Here is a 15112-nt window from a genome sequence, read left to right on the forward strand (position 1 = left end):
GACCTCATGCGTTCGCGGGGGCCGGGCGGGGTTTGCCCATCTTGATGTTGAAGATCAGAAGCGCCACCACCGCAGCCGCACCGGCTGCGTTGATCAGAAGATCGCCGGGCCAGAGGCAGGCCACGCCCGCCACACCTATGAGGGCGCGCATGACGATGCCGATGGGCCGCTCCATACAGCCCTGAAGCGCCGCCGCCAGCCCGTAGATGCCGAAGACCGCGAAGGCGAAGATCGTGAAGGCAATGCCCCAGTTCCCGGAGAGGAACGGTGTGTAGGCCATGATCATGGGAACGATGTACAGCCCCTTGGCCAGCTTCCAGCTTGCAACGCCAGTCGCCATGGCGGGCGCTTTCGCAATCGCCGCAGCCGTAAAGGACGCAAGCGCCACGGGCGGTGTCACGTTCGAGTCCTGGCTCAGCCAGAAGATGATCATGTGGGCCGAGAGCACGGCAGCCAGCGCTGCCTCGGGCTGGACGACGAGGTCACGGAGAGGCGCGGCGACTTCAAGCGGTAGGGCGCGGACAATCTCGGCAGCCTGTGCATGGGGGATCGGGCCTGCGAGAAGACCCATGGTCTCGGGCGCACCCAGCATCAGCACGGCCTGCGCGCCCGGATCGAGCGTGCCCGCCACCAGCGCCGCGATGACTTCCCGGTCCTGGATCATGCCCGCGATGGCGGGCGCGCTGAGCGTGGCGACCACGATATAGGCTGCGGTCACCGGCAGGCCCATGCCCAGGACAAGGCTCGCAAGCGCCACAAGGATGAGCGCGATGAACAGGTTGCCGCCCGCCCAGTCCGCGATCATCAGGCTGAACGTGTTGCCGACACCGGCGGTCGAGATTACGTTGACCACGATACCCACCGAGCAGAGCAGGACGGCGGTCATGATCATGCCCTTCGTGCCCATGATCAGAGCCTCGAAAACGGCCCGCGGTCCCATCCGGTTCTCCGTCAGCCAGGACGAGGCGATAACCGCCAAAATGCCGAAGACCGCCGCGTAGGTGGGGGTGAAGCCAATGACCAGAAGCGTGATCAGGCCCGCAATCGGGATGACGAAACTCGCGCCGCCCTTGCGGAAGGCCGAGCCGAGCGTCTCACCGTCGTTCTCCATGGGCTGAAGGTTCAGCCGGCGTGCCTCGATTCGGACGAAGAAGGCCACGGAGAGGAAATAGAGAAGGGCGGGAAGCGCCGCGACCGCCACGATCTTTTCGTAGCTGATCTGGGTGAAGGTCGACATGACGAAGGCCCCTGCGCCCATGATGGGCGGCATGAGCTGGCCGCCGGTCGAGGACGCGGCTTCGACCCCGCCCGCGAACTGCGGCCTGAAGCCGGCCTTCTTCATCAGCGGGATGGTGATCACTCCGGTGGAGGCCGTGTTGGCGACGGCGGAACCCGAGATCGTGCCGGTCAGTCCGGATGCGATAACGGCGACGATGCCCGGTCCGCCCACCATCCGACCCGCCACCGCGCGGGCAAGGTTGATGACGAAATCGCCCGCACCCGAGCGCAGAAGAAACGCGCCGAAGATGATGAAGAGGAACACATAAGTGGACGAGATACGCGCAATCGTGCCGAACATCGCGTCGTCGCCATAGATGGCACGGAAGGCGATCGTCTCCCACGAAAGGCCCGGAAAGCTGAATATGCCACCGATCCAGGCGCCCCAGAGGCCCACATAGGTCAGCGCCAGAATGATAAGGACGGGGATGATAAAGCCCGTCATGCGCCGGGTCAGCTCGATCGCGCCGATGATGCAGATGGCGATGGCGATCCAGTCGAGCGCAATCAGGTTCACACCCCTGTCATAGATCGGCGTTTCGGCAGCAGGCAGATAGATGGCGGCAGCGGCGATCAGCGCGCCGAAGGTCAGGTCGAATGCTCTCATGCCCGTTGATCGGGTCTGCCCGGAAATCAGCGGATAATAGGCGGCGGCAAGAAAGGCGAAGCCCGCGAAATGGTAGGCGTTTCTCTGAAGCTCGGAAATGACCGGATCGAAGGCGACATAGATATGTCCGACAGCGATCAGGAAAGCCAGAAGGTGAAGCGCCGTCTCGGCCCAGCCGGAATAGTCGCGCCTCGCGTCGTCCGAGATCAGTTCCGTCTGCGGCTCGTCGCTCATGGCTGTCCCTCCCTGTCGCCGGAGTATTTCCCGGCTGAGGCGCGCTTGTCACGCGTCCGTTTTGACTCCGGCGCGGCGGACGGCCGCGCCGGAGCGTTGTTCAATGCCCGTAGGCTTAGTTCGCGATCAGGCGCGCAGGGATCTCGATGCCCTGCTCCTGATAGAAGCGCGCGGCACCGGGATGCAGCGGAACAGGCAGGCCGGCAATCGCCGCTTCAAGCGACATCGCCTTGGTGGCCGGGTGGATCGCCTGAAGGAAGGGAAGGTTCTCGTAGATCGTCTTGGTGATCATGTAGACATTCTCTTCCGAGACATCGGCATTGGTGGCCAGGAAGTTCGGCTGGGCGATGGTGTTCCAGTCCTCGTCCTGACCGGGATAGGTGCCGGCAGGGATCAGGAAAGGCGTCCAGAGGTTCCGCCCGGCATCGGCCATGGCCAGTTCTTCCTCGGTCACGTTCAGCGGCGTGACGCTGTCACCGGCAGAGGCGAAAAGCTGCGAGATCGCACCGGTCGGCACGCCTGCAGGCGTGGAGATGCCCACGACCTGACCGTTTTGCAGCGCCTCGGCCGAGGGGCCGTAGCCGCCGTAGACCAACTCGTAATCGGCCTCGATGTCGATGCCCATGCCGCTCAGAAGCGCGCGGTTCGAGCCGATGGTGCCCGAGTTCTGCGCGCCGAGCGCCATCGCCTGACCCTTGAGCTCGACAAGGTCGGACAGGGTGCCGTTGACCACGGAGTCGCTGGCGATCACGAATTGCTCGACGTTCTGCCAGAGCATGGTGACCGAGCGCAGGTTTTCCTGCGGGCCAGCCTCGGTGACAGGGCCGGTGCCCGTCGCGGCATAGCTGCCGAAAAGGCCCTGCATAATCGCGAACTGGGCTTCGTTTTCGCGGAGAAGGCGCACGTTCTCGCCCGAGCCGGCGGACGAGATCGCGGACATGCCGATCTTCTCGCCCGGTTCCAGCTTGACCTTCACCAGCGTCGAAAGCGCAACGCCGACGGGGTAATAGGTGCCCCCGGTCGAGGCCGTCGCCAGCACGTAGCTTGCTTCTTCGGCCTGGGCAGCACCGCCAAGGCTCAGCGAAATGGCGGCCGCAGCGGCCACCGTCTTCATGTAAGACATTTTTTTCCTCCCGTATTCGGTAACCCATCAGGGTCCGTGCAAATCAATCAAATAGTTGCGGGGAAGGAAAGGGCGATAGAAATGTTTGCGCTCGCGGTCGGGCCGCGGGCGTGCGACTGCGCAAAAACCGTGCAGACCCCTCAGAACGCCGAAGGATCGAACTTGCGCAGAATGGATGACAGCTCGGGTTCTTCCACAAGACCCGCGGCTTTCTTCAACGAGAACCAGCGCCGCTTCCGCCGCCGTTCCTCGGGCCAGCTTTTGGCAAGGTTGGCCACCTTGATCGGAAAGATCGCGACCACGCAGGGCATGTTCTCGTTGTCGCTGCGTTCCTTCGAATAGCTGTAGATGCCAAGGCAGACCGGCCGCACTTTGCCTTCGACGCCGCCCTCTTCCCAGGCTTCGGTCATCGCCGCTTCCGCCGGGGTCGCCCCGTCCTGCGGCCAGCCCTTGGGGATGATCCAGCGTTTCGAGCGTTTCGACGTGACAAGAAGAACCTGCACCTCGTCCCGATGCTGGCGCCAGCAAACGGCGCCGAATTGCGTCCGGACATTACGCTTGTCATCCCCCCCAAGCTTCAGGGGGCGCTGTTTGATCTTCCCGACTGACATCTTCTTCTGCGGTTGCCTCATATGCCTTCTGGCACTTATCCCGAATTTTTATCGAGAAAAGTTAACACTTTATTGGGAGGATGGGAAGTGCCGCATGGTTCGGGGCGTGGCGCTGTGGCACAAGTGGGCGCATGACGGGGCAGGCCATTCCACTCTTCATCGGGCACGAGATCTACCGGACGTCCAGCTACGGAAGCTGGCATCCGTTGGCGATCCCGCGCGTCTCGACAGTGATGGACCTGTCCCGGGCCCTAGGCTGGCTGCCCGATGACCGCTTCATCCGCAGCCCGCGCGCCACGCCCGCCGCGCTCGCCGCCTGGCACCACCCGGATTACATCGCGGCGGTCCGCCACGCGGAAGAGACCGGACAGGTCACACAGGAGGTCCGGGCGCGCTATCACCTCGGCACGCATGCCAATCCGGTCTTCCCCGAGATGTACCGCCGTCCCGCCACGGCGGCGGGCGCGTCGATCCTCGCCGGGGAACTCCTGAAGACGGGCGGCGTGGTCTATTCCCCTGCGGGCGGCACCCATCACGGACTGCCCGACCGGGCGAACGGGTTCTGCTATTTCAACGATCCGGTCCTTGCGATCCTGTCGCTCCGGCATCACGGCGCGCGGCGTGTCGCCTATGTCGATATCGACGCGCATCACGCCGACGGGGTCGAACACGCCTTCGCCCATGACACAGAGACCCTTCTCATCTCGGTGCACGAGGAACGCCGCTGGCCCTTCACCGGCGCGCTCGAAGATCGCGGCGCGGGGCAGGTCTGGAACCTGCCGGTGCCGAGGGGGCTTCACGATGACGATATGGCGCTGATACGGGACCGGATCATCCTTCCCCTGGTGGCTGACTTTCGGCCGGACGCGGTCGTCCTCCAATGCGGTGCCGACGCGGTGTCCGAAGACCCGCTCTCGCGGCTTACCCTCTCGAACAACGCCCATTGGCAGATCGCAAGAAGCCTCGCGTCCCTGTCGCCACGCACTCTCGTGCTCGGCGGCGGCGGCTACAATCCGTGGAGCGTCGGGCGCCTCTGGACGGGCGTCTGGGCCACGCTGACAGGCGCCGAGATCCCCGAGCGTCTGCCGCCCGAAGCCGAGGCGGTGCTCCGCGGTCTCGTCTGGCCGGGCCGCCGCGCGGGCCGAAATCCGCCGGAACACTGGTTCACAACGCTTCGGGACGCACCCCGAAACGGCGCAATCAGCGACGAGGTTCGGACCCGCGTCGCAACCCTCACCGAACGCCAGGCGGTCTGGGTCTGATGCGCCTCTTCCTCGCCCTCGACATCCCCGACGACGATCGCGACGCGCTCGCGGGGCTTCAGTCCGGTATGAGCGGCGGGCGTCAGGTCGAGCCGGACCTCTTTCACATCACCATCGCTTATCTTGGCGACGGGGTACGGGACGAAACCGCGAGCGATCTGCACGACCTCCTCGGTGCCGCGCCCTTTAGCAGAGGAGAGATCGCCCTCAAGGGTATCGGCCATTTCGGACATTCCGCGCCAACCGCGATATGGGTCGGCGTCGCGCCTGTGGCCCCGCTCGACGCGCTCCATCAGCGCACCGCGCGCCTTGCCCGCGAGGCGGGGCTCGATCTGCCGCGCCGCCGCTACGTTCCTCACGTGACGCTGGCCCGCTATTCCGAAGGCGACCTGGAGGCGGCGAACGACCTCGCGCATCTCCTCCTTCGCCACGGCAGTTTCAGCCGACCCGCATTTCGGCCGATTGCGCTGAACCTTATGCGCTCCCATCTCGGGAGGCGCGGGCCCGACTACGAGGTTCTGGCCCAGTACCCGCTCCGCTGATCCGTCTTCTTCTGTTGGGAAATACTCCGGGGAGGTTCGGAGGGGCAGCGCCCCTCCGACCACCGCGACGGGGCGCAGCCCCGGCGCAACCCCTCTAGTCCGAGAGGTCGGTCCAGCGAAGCTGAGTGTTCCGGCTGACCGCGCGGGTAAGCCGCCGACCGATCACCTTGTCGAACTCGTATCCCGCAATCTCGCCCGAGCCGGGGCGGCGGCCCCAGATGTCGGCCTCTTCGATCAGATGACCCTCGGGCAGATCGCGATCCGCGACGACGCTCGTCCGCGCAAAGCGATAGACTGCCTCTTCCGGCCCCGTCCGCTGCTTCTCGTTCCGAAGCGCGATCCAGATCTCCCGGCTTCGGTCGATCAGGTGCCGCAGCTCGGACGGGTCCATTGAATTGATGATATCCGGGCCCGCCCGATACCGCGTGTCGGTATAGTGCCGCTCCAGGATGCAGGCTCCGAGGGCAACCGACGCCAGCGCCATCTCGGGCCCGATCGAATGATCGGAAAAGCCCACCACCGCGCGGGGAAACGCCTTCTGCAACTCGGTGACGCCCTTCAGCGACACGATCTCGGGCGGCGACGGGTAGAGGTTCGTACATTCCAGAAGTGCGTAATCGATCCCCGCCTCGTCGAGGATAGCCACCGAACGCCGAAGCGTCTCGATCGTCTGCATGCCCGTCGACATGATCACCGGCTTGCCCTTGGACGCGATGTGTCGGATGAGCGGAAGGTGATCCGCCTCGCCCGAGCCGATCTTGAAGGCCGGCACGTTCTGCTCGTCGAGGAAATCTGCCGCCGCGCGCGAAAACGGCGTCGAGATATAGATCAGACCAAGGTCCTCGGCGTGTTTCTTGAGCGCGATCTCGTCCTTGGCGGAGAGAGCGCATTCCTCCATCACCTGCCAGATCGACTTGCCGCCCGCATTGGGAGGCAGGATCTCCTTGGCCTCTTCCGTCATCTCGTCCCAGACGAAATGGGTCTGGTGCTTGACGATCTCGCAGCCCGACCGCGCGGCCAGCGTCACCATGTGGCGCGCCACGTCCAGGTCGCCGCCATGGTTGATCCCGATTTCCGCGATAACGAGGGGCGGCTGGTCGGGGCCGATTTTACGGTGGGCGATCTGCATGGGGGTGCTCTCCTGACTGTTGCCATGGGTCTAGCCTCAATCGGGGTTTGCTCACAAGAAGGCTTGCCTTGGCCGGACGGGCATGGCCTTGATCGGCCAGATGCCCGCAACCCTCAGATATCGCCTCGCCATGGCCGGCTATCAGGCCGCGCTCGCCGCCGCCGAGCCGCAGATCTGGCGCTATTTCCGCCGCCGGGGCGGCGGGGACCCGATGTATCTCGACCATTGGGATGAACGCCGTGGTGAGGGTGCGCCGTTCGAGGCCGACATCTGGGTTCACGCGGTGTCGCTTGGTGAATACCGCTCGGCCGAGCCGCTGATCCGCCGGCTGCTGCTTGCAGGTCAAAGCGTGATCCTGACCCATGCCACGCCTGCCGGGCGCCGCGCATCGGAAAAGGCGCTCGCGGACGAGATCGCGGATGGCCGCGTCGCCATTCGGTTCGCGCCCATTGACCGGACGCCGTACTGGAAGCGGTTCTTTGCCCTCCACCGTCCCCGGACAGGACTGGTAATGGAGATGGAGTTCTGGCCCGGCATGATCAGCGCGGCGGCCGCGTCTGGCGTCGACCTCTGGCTCGCCAATTCGCAGGTGCCCGGCAAAAGCTTCCCCCGTGCCCTGCGTCTGAAGCGTCTTCTCGGGACGCACCCGGCGGCGCTGGCCCATGGCGTCTTCGCCAAATCCGACCGAATGGCAGAGCGGTTCCGCGCGCTGGGGGCGGAGCGGGTCGACGCGATGGGGGAAACGCGCTTCGACATCCCGCCCCCTGCCACCCATCTGGAGGCCGCCCGGGCGTTGACCGACCGGTTGCAAGGTCGCCCGGTGGTGACCTTCGCCTCTGTCGTTGCGGGCGAGGAGGCGGTCTACCTTGAAGCCGCCCGTGCGCTTGCAGCCCATGAGGCACGTCCGCTGGTCATCTGGGTGCCGCGCGCCCCGGAGTTCTTCGATGCCACGGCAAGCCGGATCGGTGGGGCGGGACTGTCTCTTGCTCAGCGGAGCGAAGTCTTCGACGCTGATCTGAGTCTCACAGGCTCGCTGGAGGATAAGGACGTGCTGTTGGGGGACAGTTTCGGCGAGATGTTCTTCTACCTCGCTCTCGCGGGCGCCGTCAGCGTCGGCGGCGGATTTGTCGAGAAGGGTGCGCATAACATCATCGAGCCCTTGGCTCTTGGAAAGCCCGTCGTCACCGGACCGCATATCTGGACCATCGAATTCCCCGGCGAAGAGGCCCGCGCGGCAGGCGTGTTGACGGTGTGTGACAGTCCGGGACATCTTGCCGACATGCTGATCGCCGCTCTTGAAGACGACCCCGCGCGCTACCGCGCCTTTCACGCCGCCCATGCGGGCGCGTCCGAGCGGATCGCGCGGGCCGTGCTGGGGCAGGGGGCCGCATGAGCTTTACCGCCATCGTTCCCGTACGGGCAGGGTCCAAGGGGTTACCGGGCAAGAACCTGCGTCCGCTGGCCGGCGTTCCCCTCTGGCAACGCGCCGTCGATCAGGCGGTCGAGGCGGGCGCGGCGCGGGTGATCCTGTCCACCGATATTCCCGAACTACTGTCGATGGAGCACACCGCCCCCGTCACGCTGCACCCGCGCCCCGAGGCGCTGGCCCGTGACGACACGCCCATGGCCCCTGTGATCGCCGACGCGGTTGAGGGGCAGGGGATCACGGGGCCTGTTGTCCTCCTGCAGGTGACGTCGCCGCTCAGGACCGTCGACGACATCCGCAACGCCGTCGCGCTCTATGGCAAAGGTGACTCTGACCTCGTGATGAGCGTGACCGAAGCGGACAGGGGTGTGCTGAAATACGGCCTTCTGAGCGATGGCCGGTTCCATGCACTGTCGGACCCGTCGCATCCCTTTACCAACCGTCAGGCGCTGCCTCCGGTCTATCGCCCGAACGGCGCGGTCTATGTCTTCGACGCCGAGTGGTTTCTGCGGAACGGTGGTTTCGCGACCGAGCGGACAGCCGCCCATGTCATGCCGCCCGAACGGTCACATGACATCGACACGATGGAAGATCTCGAGCGGATTGAGACGCTGCTCAGGCCGTAGGCCGCCCGCGCGGATCGATCAGAAGCGCGGTGATCCACCCCGCGACGAAGCCGCCCAGATGCGCTTCCCACGCCAGCAGGCGGTCCATCGCGAAATAGAGCACCACATTCAGGACAATCAGGATCAGCGCGGCCCGCAGAACCGGCCAGAGCCGCTCGCGGAAGGTGAAGCGGTCGACATACTCCCAGGCGAGGATCGCCCCGGCGAGACCGAAAAGCGCGCCGGAGGCCCCCACCATCGGGCGATAGCTGTCTGACAGAAGGGCAAAGCCTGCCGCGCCGCCCAGGATCGACGCCGCGTAGAGGATCAGAAACTGCCACGTCGAAATCCGCGCCAGAAGCGCCCGCCCCAGAGACACCAGCGTGATCATGTTGACCGCGAGGTGAACGATCCCGCTGTGGAGGAAGCCGTAGGTCAGAAACATCAGCGCCGGCTGAAAGCGATAGTTGGGGCGCCAGTCTTCCAGAAGACCGGGCCAGAAGCCGAGGTTCTCGTAGACCGACTGCCTGAGCCGGAACGACGGGAAAAGGTTCAGATCTCCCGCGATCAGAACCGCCTCGATACCGGTGCAGATGACGATCAGCGCAACGACAACGGCCATGGAGCCGCCGCTGCTGATCGGGGATGTCGTGTCGCTCGGTCCGGACAAGGCCGGGCTCAGAAGCCGAAGTCGAAGTCGCGGCCGATATTGATGAAGACGGTGTTGGAGGACCGGTCCTCGTCGTCGGCGTCATCGACGCGGGTGTGCTCAAGGCCCGCCGTCAGGTCCCAGTCGCGGGTCAGCTCGCGTTGATAGGTCACGCCGAATGTAGCCCGCCGATCCGCGTCGTCCTCGGTGAACGCGCGTGCAGAGCCGTACTCGATCGATGCGCCCAGTTCTGAAATCTGGCTCAGTTCCCGCGTCAGGCCAAGGCTGAACGACGTGTTCAGGAAGGCCTCGCCCGCGTCGGTAGACGGCGATTGCTGCAGGTTTGCGGTGACGCGGCCCGCCGGCGTCTCGCGCGCGTAGGCGAGGCTGCTGGTAAACTCGATATCCGCGTTTTCCTGATCGACGAGGCCCAGCGAGAAGCTGAGCGCGCCGGTCGGCATGTCGATCGAGCGGAGGACGCGGGCCGAGGAGCGGCGTCCCGAGTTGTCCACACGGCTCGTCACCTCGAAGCCGACCGATCCGTTCGGCCGCGCCTGTTCCAGGGTCACTTCGAAGCCGACACCGTCATCGTCACTGACCTCTACGCCGTCCTGATCGGTCTGGGACTTGTCGAGAATGAGGTCCCCGGTGAATGCCAAACCGCCCGCGCTTTCGGCCTCGACACCGAAGCCCAGATAGCGCCGCGAGGTCGTCTGAACGACACCGAGTTCGGTCTCGTCGGTCTCGGACATCCCGGCGCGCGCCCGAAGCGCAAGGCTGGGCCGGATGCGGAACCGTGCCGTCGCATCGAGCGAGACGGTTTCCTGATCCACCAGTTCGGGGTCGGTCGTGTCGACATAGTCGCGCGTCGAACTCCGTGCCGAAACGTCCAGTCCGAAGGGCCCTTCAAGACCGGTTTCGATCCGCGCGCTCAGGCGTGTCCGCTCGACTTCACCACCGTCGAGCACCAGCGCATTCGGGTCGAATTCGCCGTTCACGAAGAAGCCGATCACATCGTCGTCGATCTCGCGCGTGGTTGTGCTCGCGTCGAAGCTCAGCCGCGAATTCGCCCCGCTTCTGCTATAGCCGAGGCGGATGCTGTCGCTGACGATGCGGAAATCTTCCTGATCGGTCGCGCCGTCACCGAAACTGCCTTCGATACTGCCGTCCACGTTGAAATTGAGCTGTTGCGTCCGCGTCTCGCTGATTGCCCCAAAGCCCAGGCGGGTGACGCTGGTCAGGGTGCTGCCCGGGGACACGATGTCGAGCCGGCGGTTATCGCTCCATTCAAGGCCCTGCGTCACCGACAGGGTGCCACGAATGCCTGTGGCCTCCTGCGCGAGGAGGCCAGCCGGCAACGCCGTGGTCAGCGTCAGTGTCGCGAGAAGGAGAAGTGGTCCCGGTCGCGCTATTTTCATCTGCTCTACTTACTCGAAGAGGCGGCGTTCCGGCACGATGATCACATCGCCATCCGCCAGGATGATATCCTGCCCGACGGCCGTTCCGTCCGCGATTGCCTTATAGTTTATTCTGGAAACGGTCTGACGCCCCGTTGCCGGGTCCGTCCGCCGAAGGATGATGCGTTTGGTTGCTGCAAAGCGGGTGAAGCCGCCGGTGGTGGCCAGTGCCTGGATCAGCGTGGTTCCGCGGGGCAGGGCCTTGGCGCCCGGTGCGCCGATCTCACCCATCATGAAGACGTCTACGGTCGGGCCGGTCGGGCCGCTGCCGGGAATGACGGGTTCGCGCGGGCGCAGCGACGTCACGGTCACGAAGACATTGGGCGCGCTGTTGAAGTTGGACGCGATGCCCGAGGTGATCGCATTCGCCACCTGTGCTGCGGTCTGTCCGCCAGCTCGGATCGTGCCGGCGAAGGGGAAATTGATGGTCCCGTCCGGAAGAACCAGAACCGACCTGTTCAGGGACGGGTCTTCGAGCACTTCGACAGCCAGCCGGTCACCGGACCGGATTGCATAGTTTCCCTGCGCGAACGCCGTGGTCGCAAAAAGCATCGCGACGATAGCAAGAACGATCGTTTTCATCTGAACACCCATAACCCAGGCCTTTCTAGCACTATGCGGCAGGCGGATACCGCATTTAAAGTGGCAATTTTACAATCACACGGCCGCGGTCTGGACTGTGATCCGACCGCGACAGCCGCCGTTTGCCTTACTGAGCGACGCTGGCATCTGCCAGGCGGTCGATTTCTTCTCTTGCACGTTGCATCTGCGGGCGGGGGTCGTTTTCGTCGGCAAGTTCGACGGCAAGGCGGAATTGTGCCAGCGCATCGGCCTCTCGCTCGACCGCGAGATAGGTCATTGCCAGGTGGTATTGAACGATCGGATCGCTGGCCAGCGCTTGAGCCGCCGGCTCCAGATAGGTGAGAGCTTCGGCAAATTCGCCCTGGCGGTAGAGAAGCCAGCCATAGGTGTCCTGGAACGGCGGAACGTCGGTGCCGCGCAGGCGACGACCCACTGCGAAGGCGCGTTGCTTGCTGGCTTCGTCTTCCCGATAGGTTGCCAGAAGGCTGGCCAGGTTATTGGCGACGACAAGCGAATTCGAATTGGTCTCGTAGAGCTGCTCGTAGATCGCAATGGCTCCGTCGATGTCGTTGGCGCGCTCAAGGAAAGACGCTTTTGCCCAAAGCAGGTTCGGCGCATCCGGACGGGCGGCAAGCGCACGGTCGACCGTGGCCCGCGCATCGTCGCGGCGGCCAAGGGCGCTTTGAACGCGCGACAGTTGTATCCAGGCGCGTTCGATCTGGGGCGCGGCGTCGACCACCTCGTTAAAGACGCCCTCGGCGTTCTCGTAATCGCCTGCCGCCATATAGGTGTTGCCCAGAACAAGACCGGCAGCAGCACTGTCAGGCAGGTCTGCACGGAGCGCTTTGGCGATCTCGACCGCTTCGTCGACATTGCCGGAAGCCAGCCGGGCGCGGATCAGCTGAAGCTGCGCGCGCTCCGCGCCTTCCTCGCCCTCGGCCAGGCTTTCCAGATAGGAGATGGCCTGATCGCGGCCCTCGCGTCGGGACAGTATGCTGAGGCGAAGCCGGTCCGCGGCCGCCTGCGCCGCTTCCGCTGTGTCACGGCGTAGTGTGGTCTCGACGTGGTTTGCGCGGCCCCAGTCCTCGGTCTCGACGTAGACGTCGCCCAGCATCGACAGCATCTGCAAGTTGCCCGGATCGTTTCGCAGCGCCGAGATCAGAACGTCCTCGGCAGGACGGAAGCGTTCGTCATTCAACAGAACGCGGGCAAAACGGATGCTTTCGGCAGGCGCGTTGTTCGACGCTTCGACCGCCAGCGAGAGAAGATCCTGCGCAAGCTCGGTGTCGCCCATACGCAGATGTGCGTCAGCCATCAGGGTCATGGCGGCGGCATCGTCGGGTTCCTGATCCAGAACCACCCGTAGCCGGTCGATGGCGACTTCGGGCTGATCGTCCTCGATCAGCCAGGTGGCCGACATCTTGAGCGCTTCGACCTGCGCACCATCATGGGCAAGAACCTCTTCGACCAGTTGCCGCGCGCCGACCTCGTTGCCTTCGGCAAGCAGCATCTTGGCAAGAGAGACCTTGAAGCGGTCGTTCTGTTCCGACGGTTCGGCGCCATCGACCTCCGCTTCAAGCAGCGCGATCGCGGTCTGCCGGTCGTCCGTCTCGAAAAGGATGGCCGCTTTCAGCGCGGTCAGAAGCCCGGTCTCGGAGCCAGCGGCGAGGCGCGTCTCGATCTCTTCAAGCGCGGCATCGTTGCCGCGTGACTGACGAAGGTACGAGATCAGCGTGACAAGGTCGCCTTCTTTGCCGGTGGCATCCGCGTTGACGCGAAGAAATGCCTCGGCCTCGTCAGTCCGGCCCTGGCTCGAATAGAGGCGGATCAGCGCCATCTTGCTTTCGTTGTCGTCAGGGAAGCGGGCGACGGTCTGGCGCAGCAGCTCTTCAAGCGCATCACCGTCCTGAAGCTGGGCCAGAAGGCGGGCCTTGGCGATATAGAGACGGCGGTCGTCGGGCGTGATCCGGATCGCGGCATCAAGCTGGTCGGCCGCGCCTTCGAGGTCGCCCTCGCGCACGAGGCCCTCGACCACGATCTGACGCAGCGTGACGTCGTCGGGATGCCGGTCGATCAGGGCAATGGCCTCGCGGGTCAGTTCCCGGACCGCAGGCTCGTCTTCGGCGAGGAGTGCGTCGCGGAACCGCAGCGTCAGATCGACGATGTCGGTCCCTTCGAGGTCTACATTGGCATTGACCAGAACCGACCCATGGCGGCTTACCTCTTCCCAGTTCTGAGCCGAGATCGCCATTTCGGCCAGCGCGAGGCGGGACTCGTAATCATCCGGAGACGTTTCGACGAGAGAGCGGTATTGCTGATAACTCTCCGCCACATTGCCCATCTCGCGCAGGGTGCGCGCATAGAGCTTGCGTCCTTCGGTGTGGAATTCGTCCAGCGTGAGCACGTTGCGAAGCTCGACAAGGCCGCGTTCGACATCACCGGCCTGGATCAACTCAAGCCCGCTTTCGAAATGCTTCTGCGCGCGCTCTTCGGCAGTGTCGCAGGCAGAAAGGGCGAGGACAGATGCGGCAAGCACCGCAAATCTCAAATTTCGGGCAATCGTCATTTCACACAAGCTCCCTCAAAACGGCGGGGAAATACTAACAACACACACGAAGTCCAGCCAGTGGGTAGAAGATCAAACTCCCGCTAGCGGCGTTTTTGTCTCAGCAGCCGGTTCCGCGGACAACCGCGACCAGCGTTTTCGCCAGGATCATGGCGTCCGCCGGGAACGACAGCCGCGCATGGTAAACGTCATCATAGTGCGCGCGGTCCGCGAAATCCGACTGATTGCGGGGCGAGACCTGCCACAGGCCCGTAATTCCCGGGCGAAGTTTGTAATAGGCGCGGCCCGGATACATCGATTGCTGCGAGGGCATCATCGGACGCGGCCCGACAAGCGACATGTCCCCCACAAGGACGTTGAAAATCTGGGGCAGCTCGTCAATTGAGGTGCGGCGCAGCGCCAGGCCAAACCGGGTGCAGCGGGGATCGTTGGTCAGCTTCTGCTTGACGGTCCACTCGCGGCGCGCGGCCTCATTCTCGGCCAGGTAGCGGTCGAGCTTTTCCTCGGCATCGGGAACCATGGTCCGGAATTTCCAGAGGGTGAAGCGGCGGCCATCCTTGCCGACGCGCTCCTGCGCGAAGATCGGGGAATGGCCGTCCGTGGCGACCGCAAGCGCCACGAGGGCAAGGAAAGGCAGCACGAACGGCAGCGCCAGAAGAACAAGCGTCACGTCAAAGACGCGCTTCAGCGCCGCGCGATAGATGCCACGGGTAGGAGAAACAGATTCAATCGGGATCGAGTCGACATTCGCCGCGATCCGATCACTCACATTGGTAACGTGTACCGTCATACTGACTACCGAACCGAGTCCGGCCCCCCAAAAACACACCGAGCCACACTAACGACACAATCTTACGCAGCAGACGCTTTGATTGCGGGCTCAGTGTAGGTTTAGCATTTCGCAGCATTTCTTCAAAGTTTTTCCACGCCTAGCGGGCTTTAACGGGTGGGGCGCTGTCGATCTTTGCGGCGGGACCCAGCCGAACGCCCGGATTTTCATCGTTTTTTGCCATCTTTTTGCCGAACTTCGCGTCCCTGCCG

At 64.2% G+C, this 15112-nt stretch carries 13 protein-coding genes; 4 read left to right on the top strand and 9 right to left on the bottom strand.

Annotated elements, in window-relative coordinates; translation table 11 throughout:
• Positions 1–4: 4 nt before the first annotated feature.
• The 3 genes from GQ651_RS00965 to GQ651_RS00975 all read right to left on the bottom strand — a co-directional run bounded on the left by GQ651_RS00965 (position 5) and on the right by GQ651_RS00975 (position 3853).
• Positions 5–2119: a TRAP transporter permease gene (locus GQ651_RS00965; protein WP_160762346.1), complete on the bottom strand. Its 2115-nt coding sequence runs from the start codon at positions 2117–2119 to the stop codon at positions 5–7.
• Positions 2120–2234: 115 nt separating this feature from the next.
• Positions 2235–3242 carry a TAXI family TRAP transporter solute-binding subunit gene (locus GQ651_RS00970; RefSeq protein ID WP_160762347.1) on the bottom strand — a complete coding sequence of 336 codons (1008 nt, stop codon included), beginning with the start codon at positions 3240–3242 and terminating at the stop codon, positions 2235–2237.
• A gap of 140 nt (positions 3243–3382) precedes the next feature.
• On the bottom strand, positions 3383–3853 hold the full coding sequence (locus GQ651_RS00975; protein WP_160762348.1) for an NUDIX hydrolase: 471 nt from the start codon (positions 3851–3853) through the stop codon (positions 3383–3385).
• A gap of 131 nt (positions 3854–3984) precedes the next feature.
• Between GQ651_RS00975 and GQ651_RS00980 the strand changes: the two genes are divergently transcribed.
• Both GQ651_RS00980 and thpR read left to right on the top strand, forming a co-directional pair.
• Positions 3985–5115: an acetoin utilization protein AcuC gene (locus tag GQ651_RS00980; RefSeq protein ID WP_227258034.1), complete on the top strand. Its 1131-nt coding sequence runs from the start codon at positions 3985–3987 to the stop codon at positions 5113–5115.
• Entirely contained in the window at positions 5115–5657 is a 543-nt protein-coding gene (gene thpR / locus GQ651_RS00985; protein ID WP_160762350.1) for an RNA 2',3'-cyclic phosphodiesterase, read from the top strand. Before GQ651_RS00980 ends, thpR begins: the two co-directional genes overlap by 1 nt.
• A gap of 94 nt (positions 5658–5751) precedes the next feature.
• Here thpR and GQ651_RS00990 read toward each other — a convergent pair whose 3' ends face one another.
• Entirely contained in the window at positions 5752–6786 is a 1035-nt protein-coding gene (locus GQ651_RS00990) for an N-acetylneuraminate synthase family protein (RefSeq protein WP_160762351.1), read from the bottom strand.
• Between the two features lie 82 nt (positions 6787–6868).
• Between GQ651_RS00990 and GQ651_RS00995 the strand changes: the two genes are divergently transcribed.
• Positions 6869–8179: a 3-deoxy-D-manno-octulosonic acid transferase gene (locus GQ651_RS00995; RefSeq protein ID WP_160762352.1), complete on the top strand. Its 1311-nt coding sequence runs from the start codon at positions 6869–6871 to the stop codon at positions 8177–8179.
• Complete coding sequence (locus GQ651_RS01000) at positions 8176–8838, top strand: acylneuraminate cytidylyltransferase family protein (protein ID WP_160762353.1); 663 nt, start codon at positions 8176–8178, stop codon at positions 8836–8838. Before GQ651_RS00995 ends, GQ651_RS01000 begins: the two co-directional genes overlap by 4 nt.
• Here GQ651_RS01000 and GQ651_RS01005 read toward each other — a convergent pair.
• The 5 genes from GQ651_RS01005 to GQ651_RS01025 form a co-directional block, all read right to left on the bottom strand.
• Positions 8828–9439 (bottom strand): rhomboid family intramembrane serine protease, encoded by a 612-nt coding sequence (locus tag GQ651_RS01005; protein WP_160762354.1) that lies wholly within the window; start codon positions 9437–9439, stop codon positions 8828–8830. The genes GQ651_RS01000 and GQ651_RS01005 overlap by 11 nt on opposite strands.
• A gap of 56 nt (positions 9440–9495) precedes the next feature.
• Positions 9496–10884, bottom strand: coding sequence for a hypothetical protein (locus tag GQ651_RS01010; protein WP_160762355.1), 1389 nt, complete (start codon positions 10882–10884; stop codon positions 9496–9498).
• Between the two features lie 9 nt (positions 10885–10893).
• Positions 10894–11505: a polysaccharide biosynthesis/export family protein gene (locus GQ651_RS01015; RefSeq protein ID WP_160762356.1), complete on the bottom strand. Its 612-nt coding sequence runs from the start codon at positions 11503–11505 to the stop codon at positions 10894–10896.
• 127 nt (positions 11506–11632) lie between these two features.
• Positions 11633–14041, bottom strand: coding sequence for a tetratricopeptide repeat protein (locus GQ651_RS01020; protein WP_160762357.1), 2409 nt, complete (start codon positions 14039–14041; stop codon positions 11633–11635).
• 130 nt (positions 14042–14171) lie between these two features.
• Complete coding sequence (locus GQ651_RS01025; RefSeq protein ID WP_160762358.1) at positions 14172–14861, bottom strand: sugar transferase; 690 nt, start codon at positions 14859–14861, stop codon at positions 14172–14174.
• Positions 14862–15112: the final 251 nt, after the last annotated feature.

The sequence above is a fragment of the Kangsaoukella pontilimi genome (assembly GCF_009830125.1).
Classification (GTDB): domain Bacteria; phylum Pseudomonadota; class Alphaproteobacteria; order Rhodobacterales; family Rhodobacteraceae; genus Kangsaoukella; species Kangsaoukella pontilimi.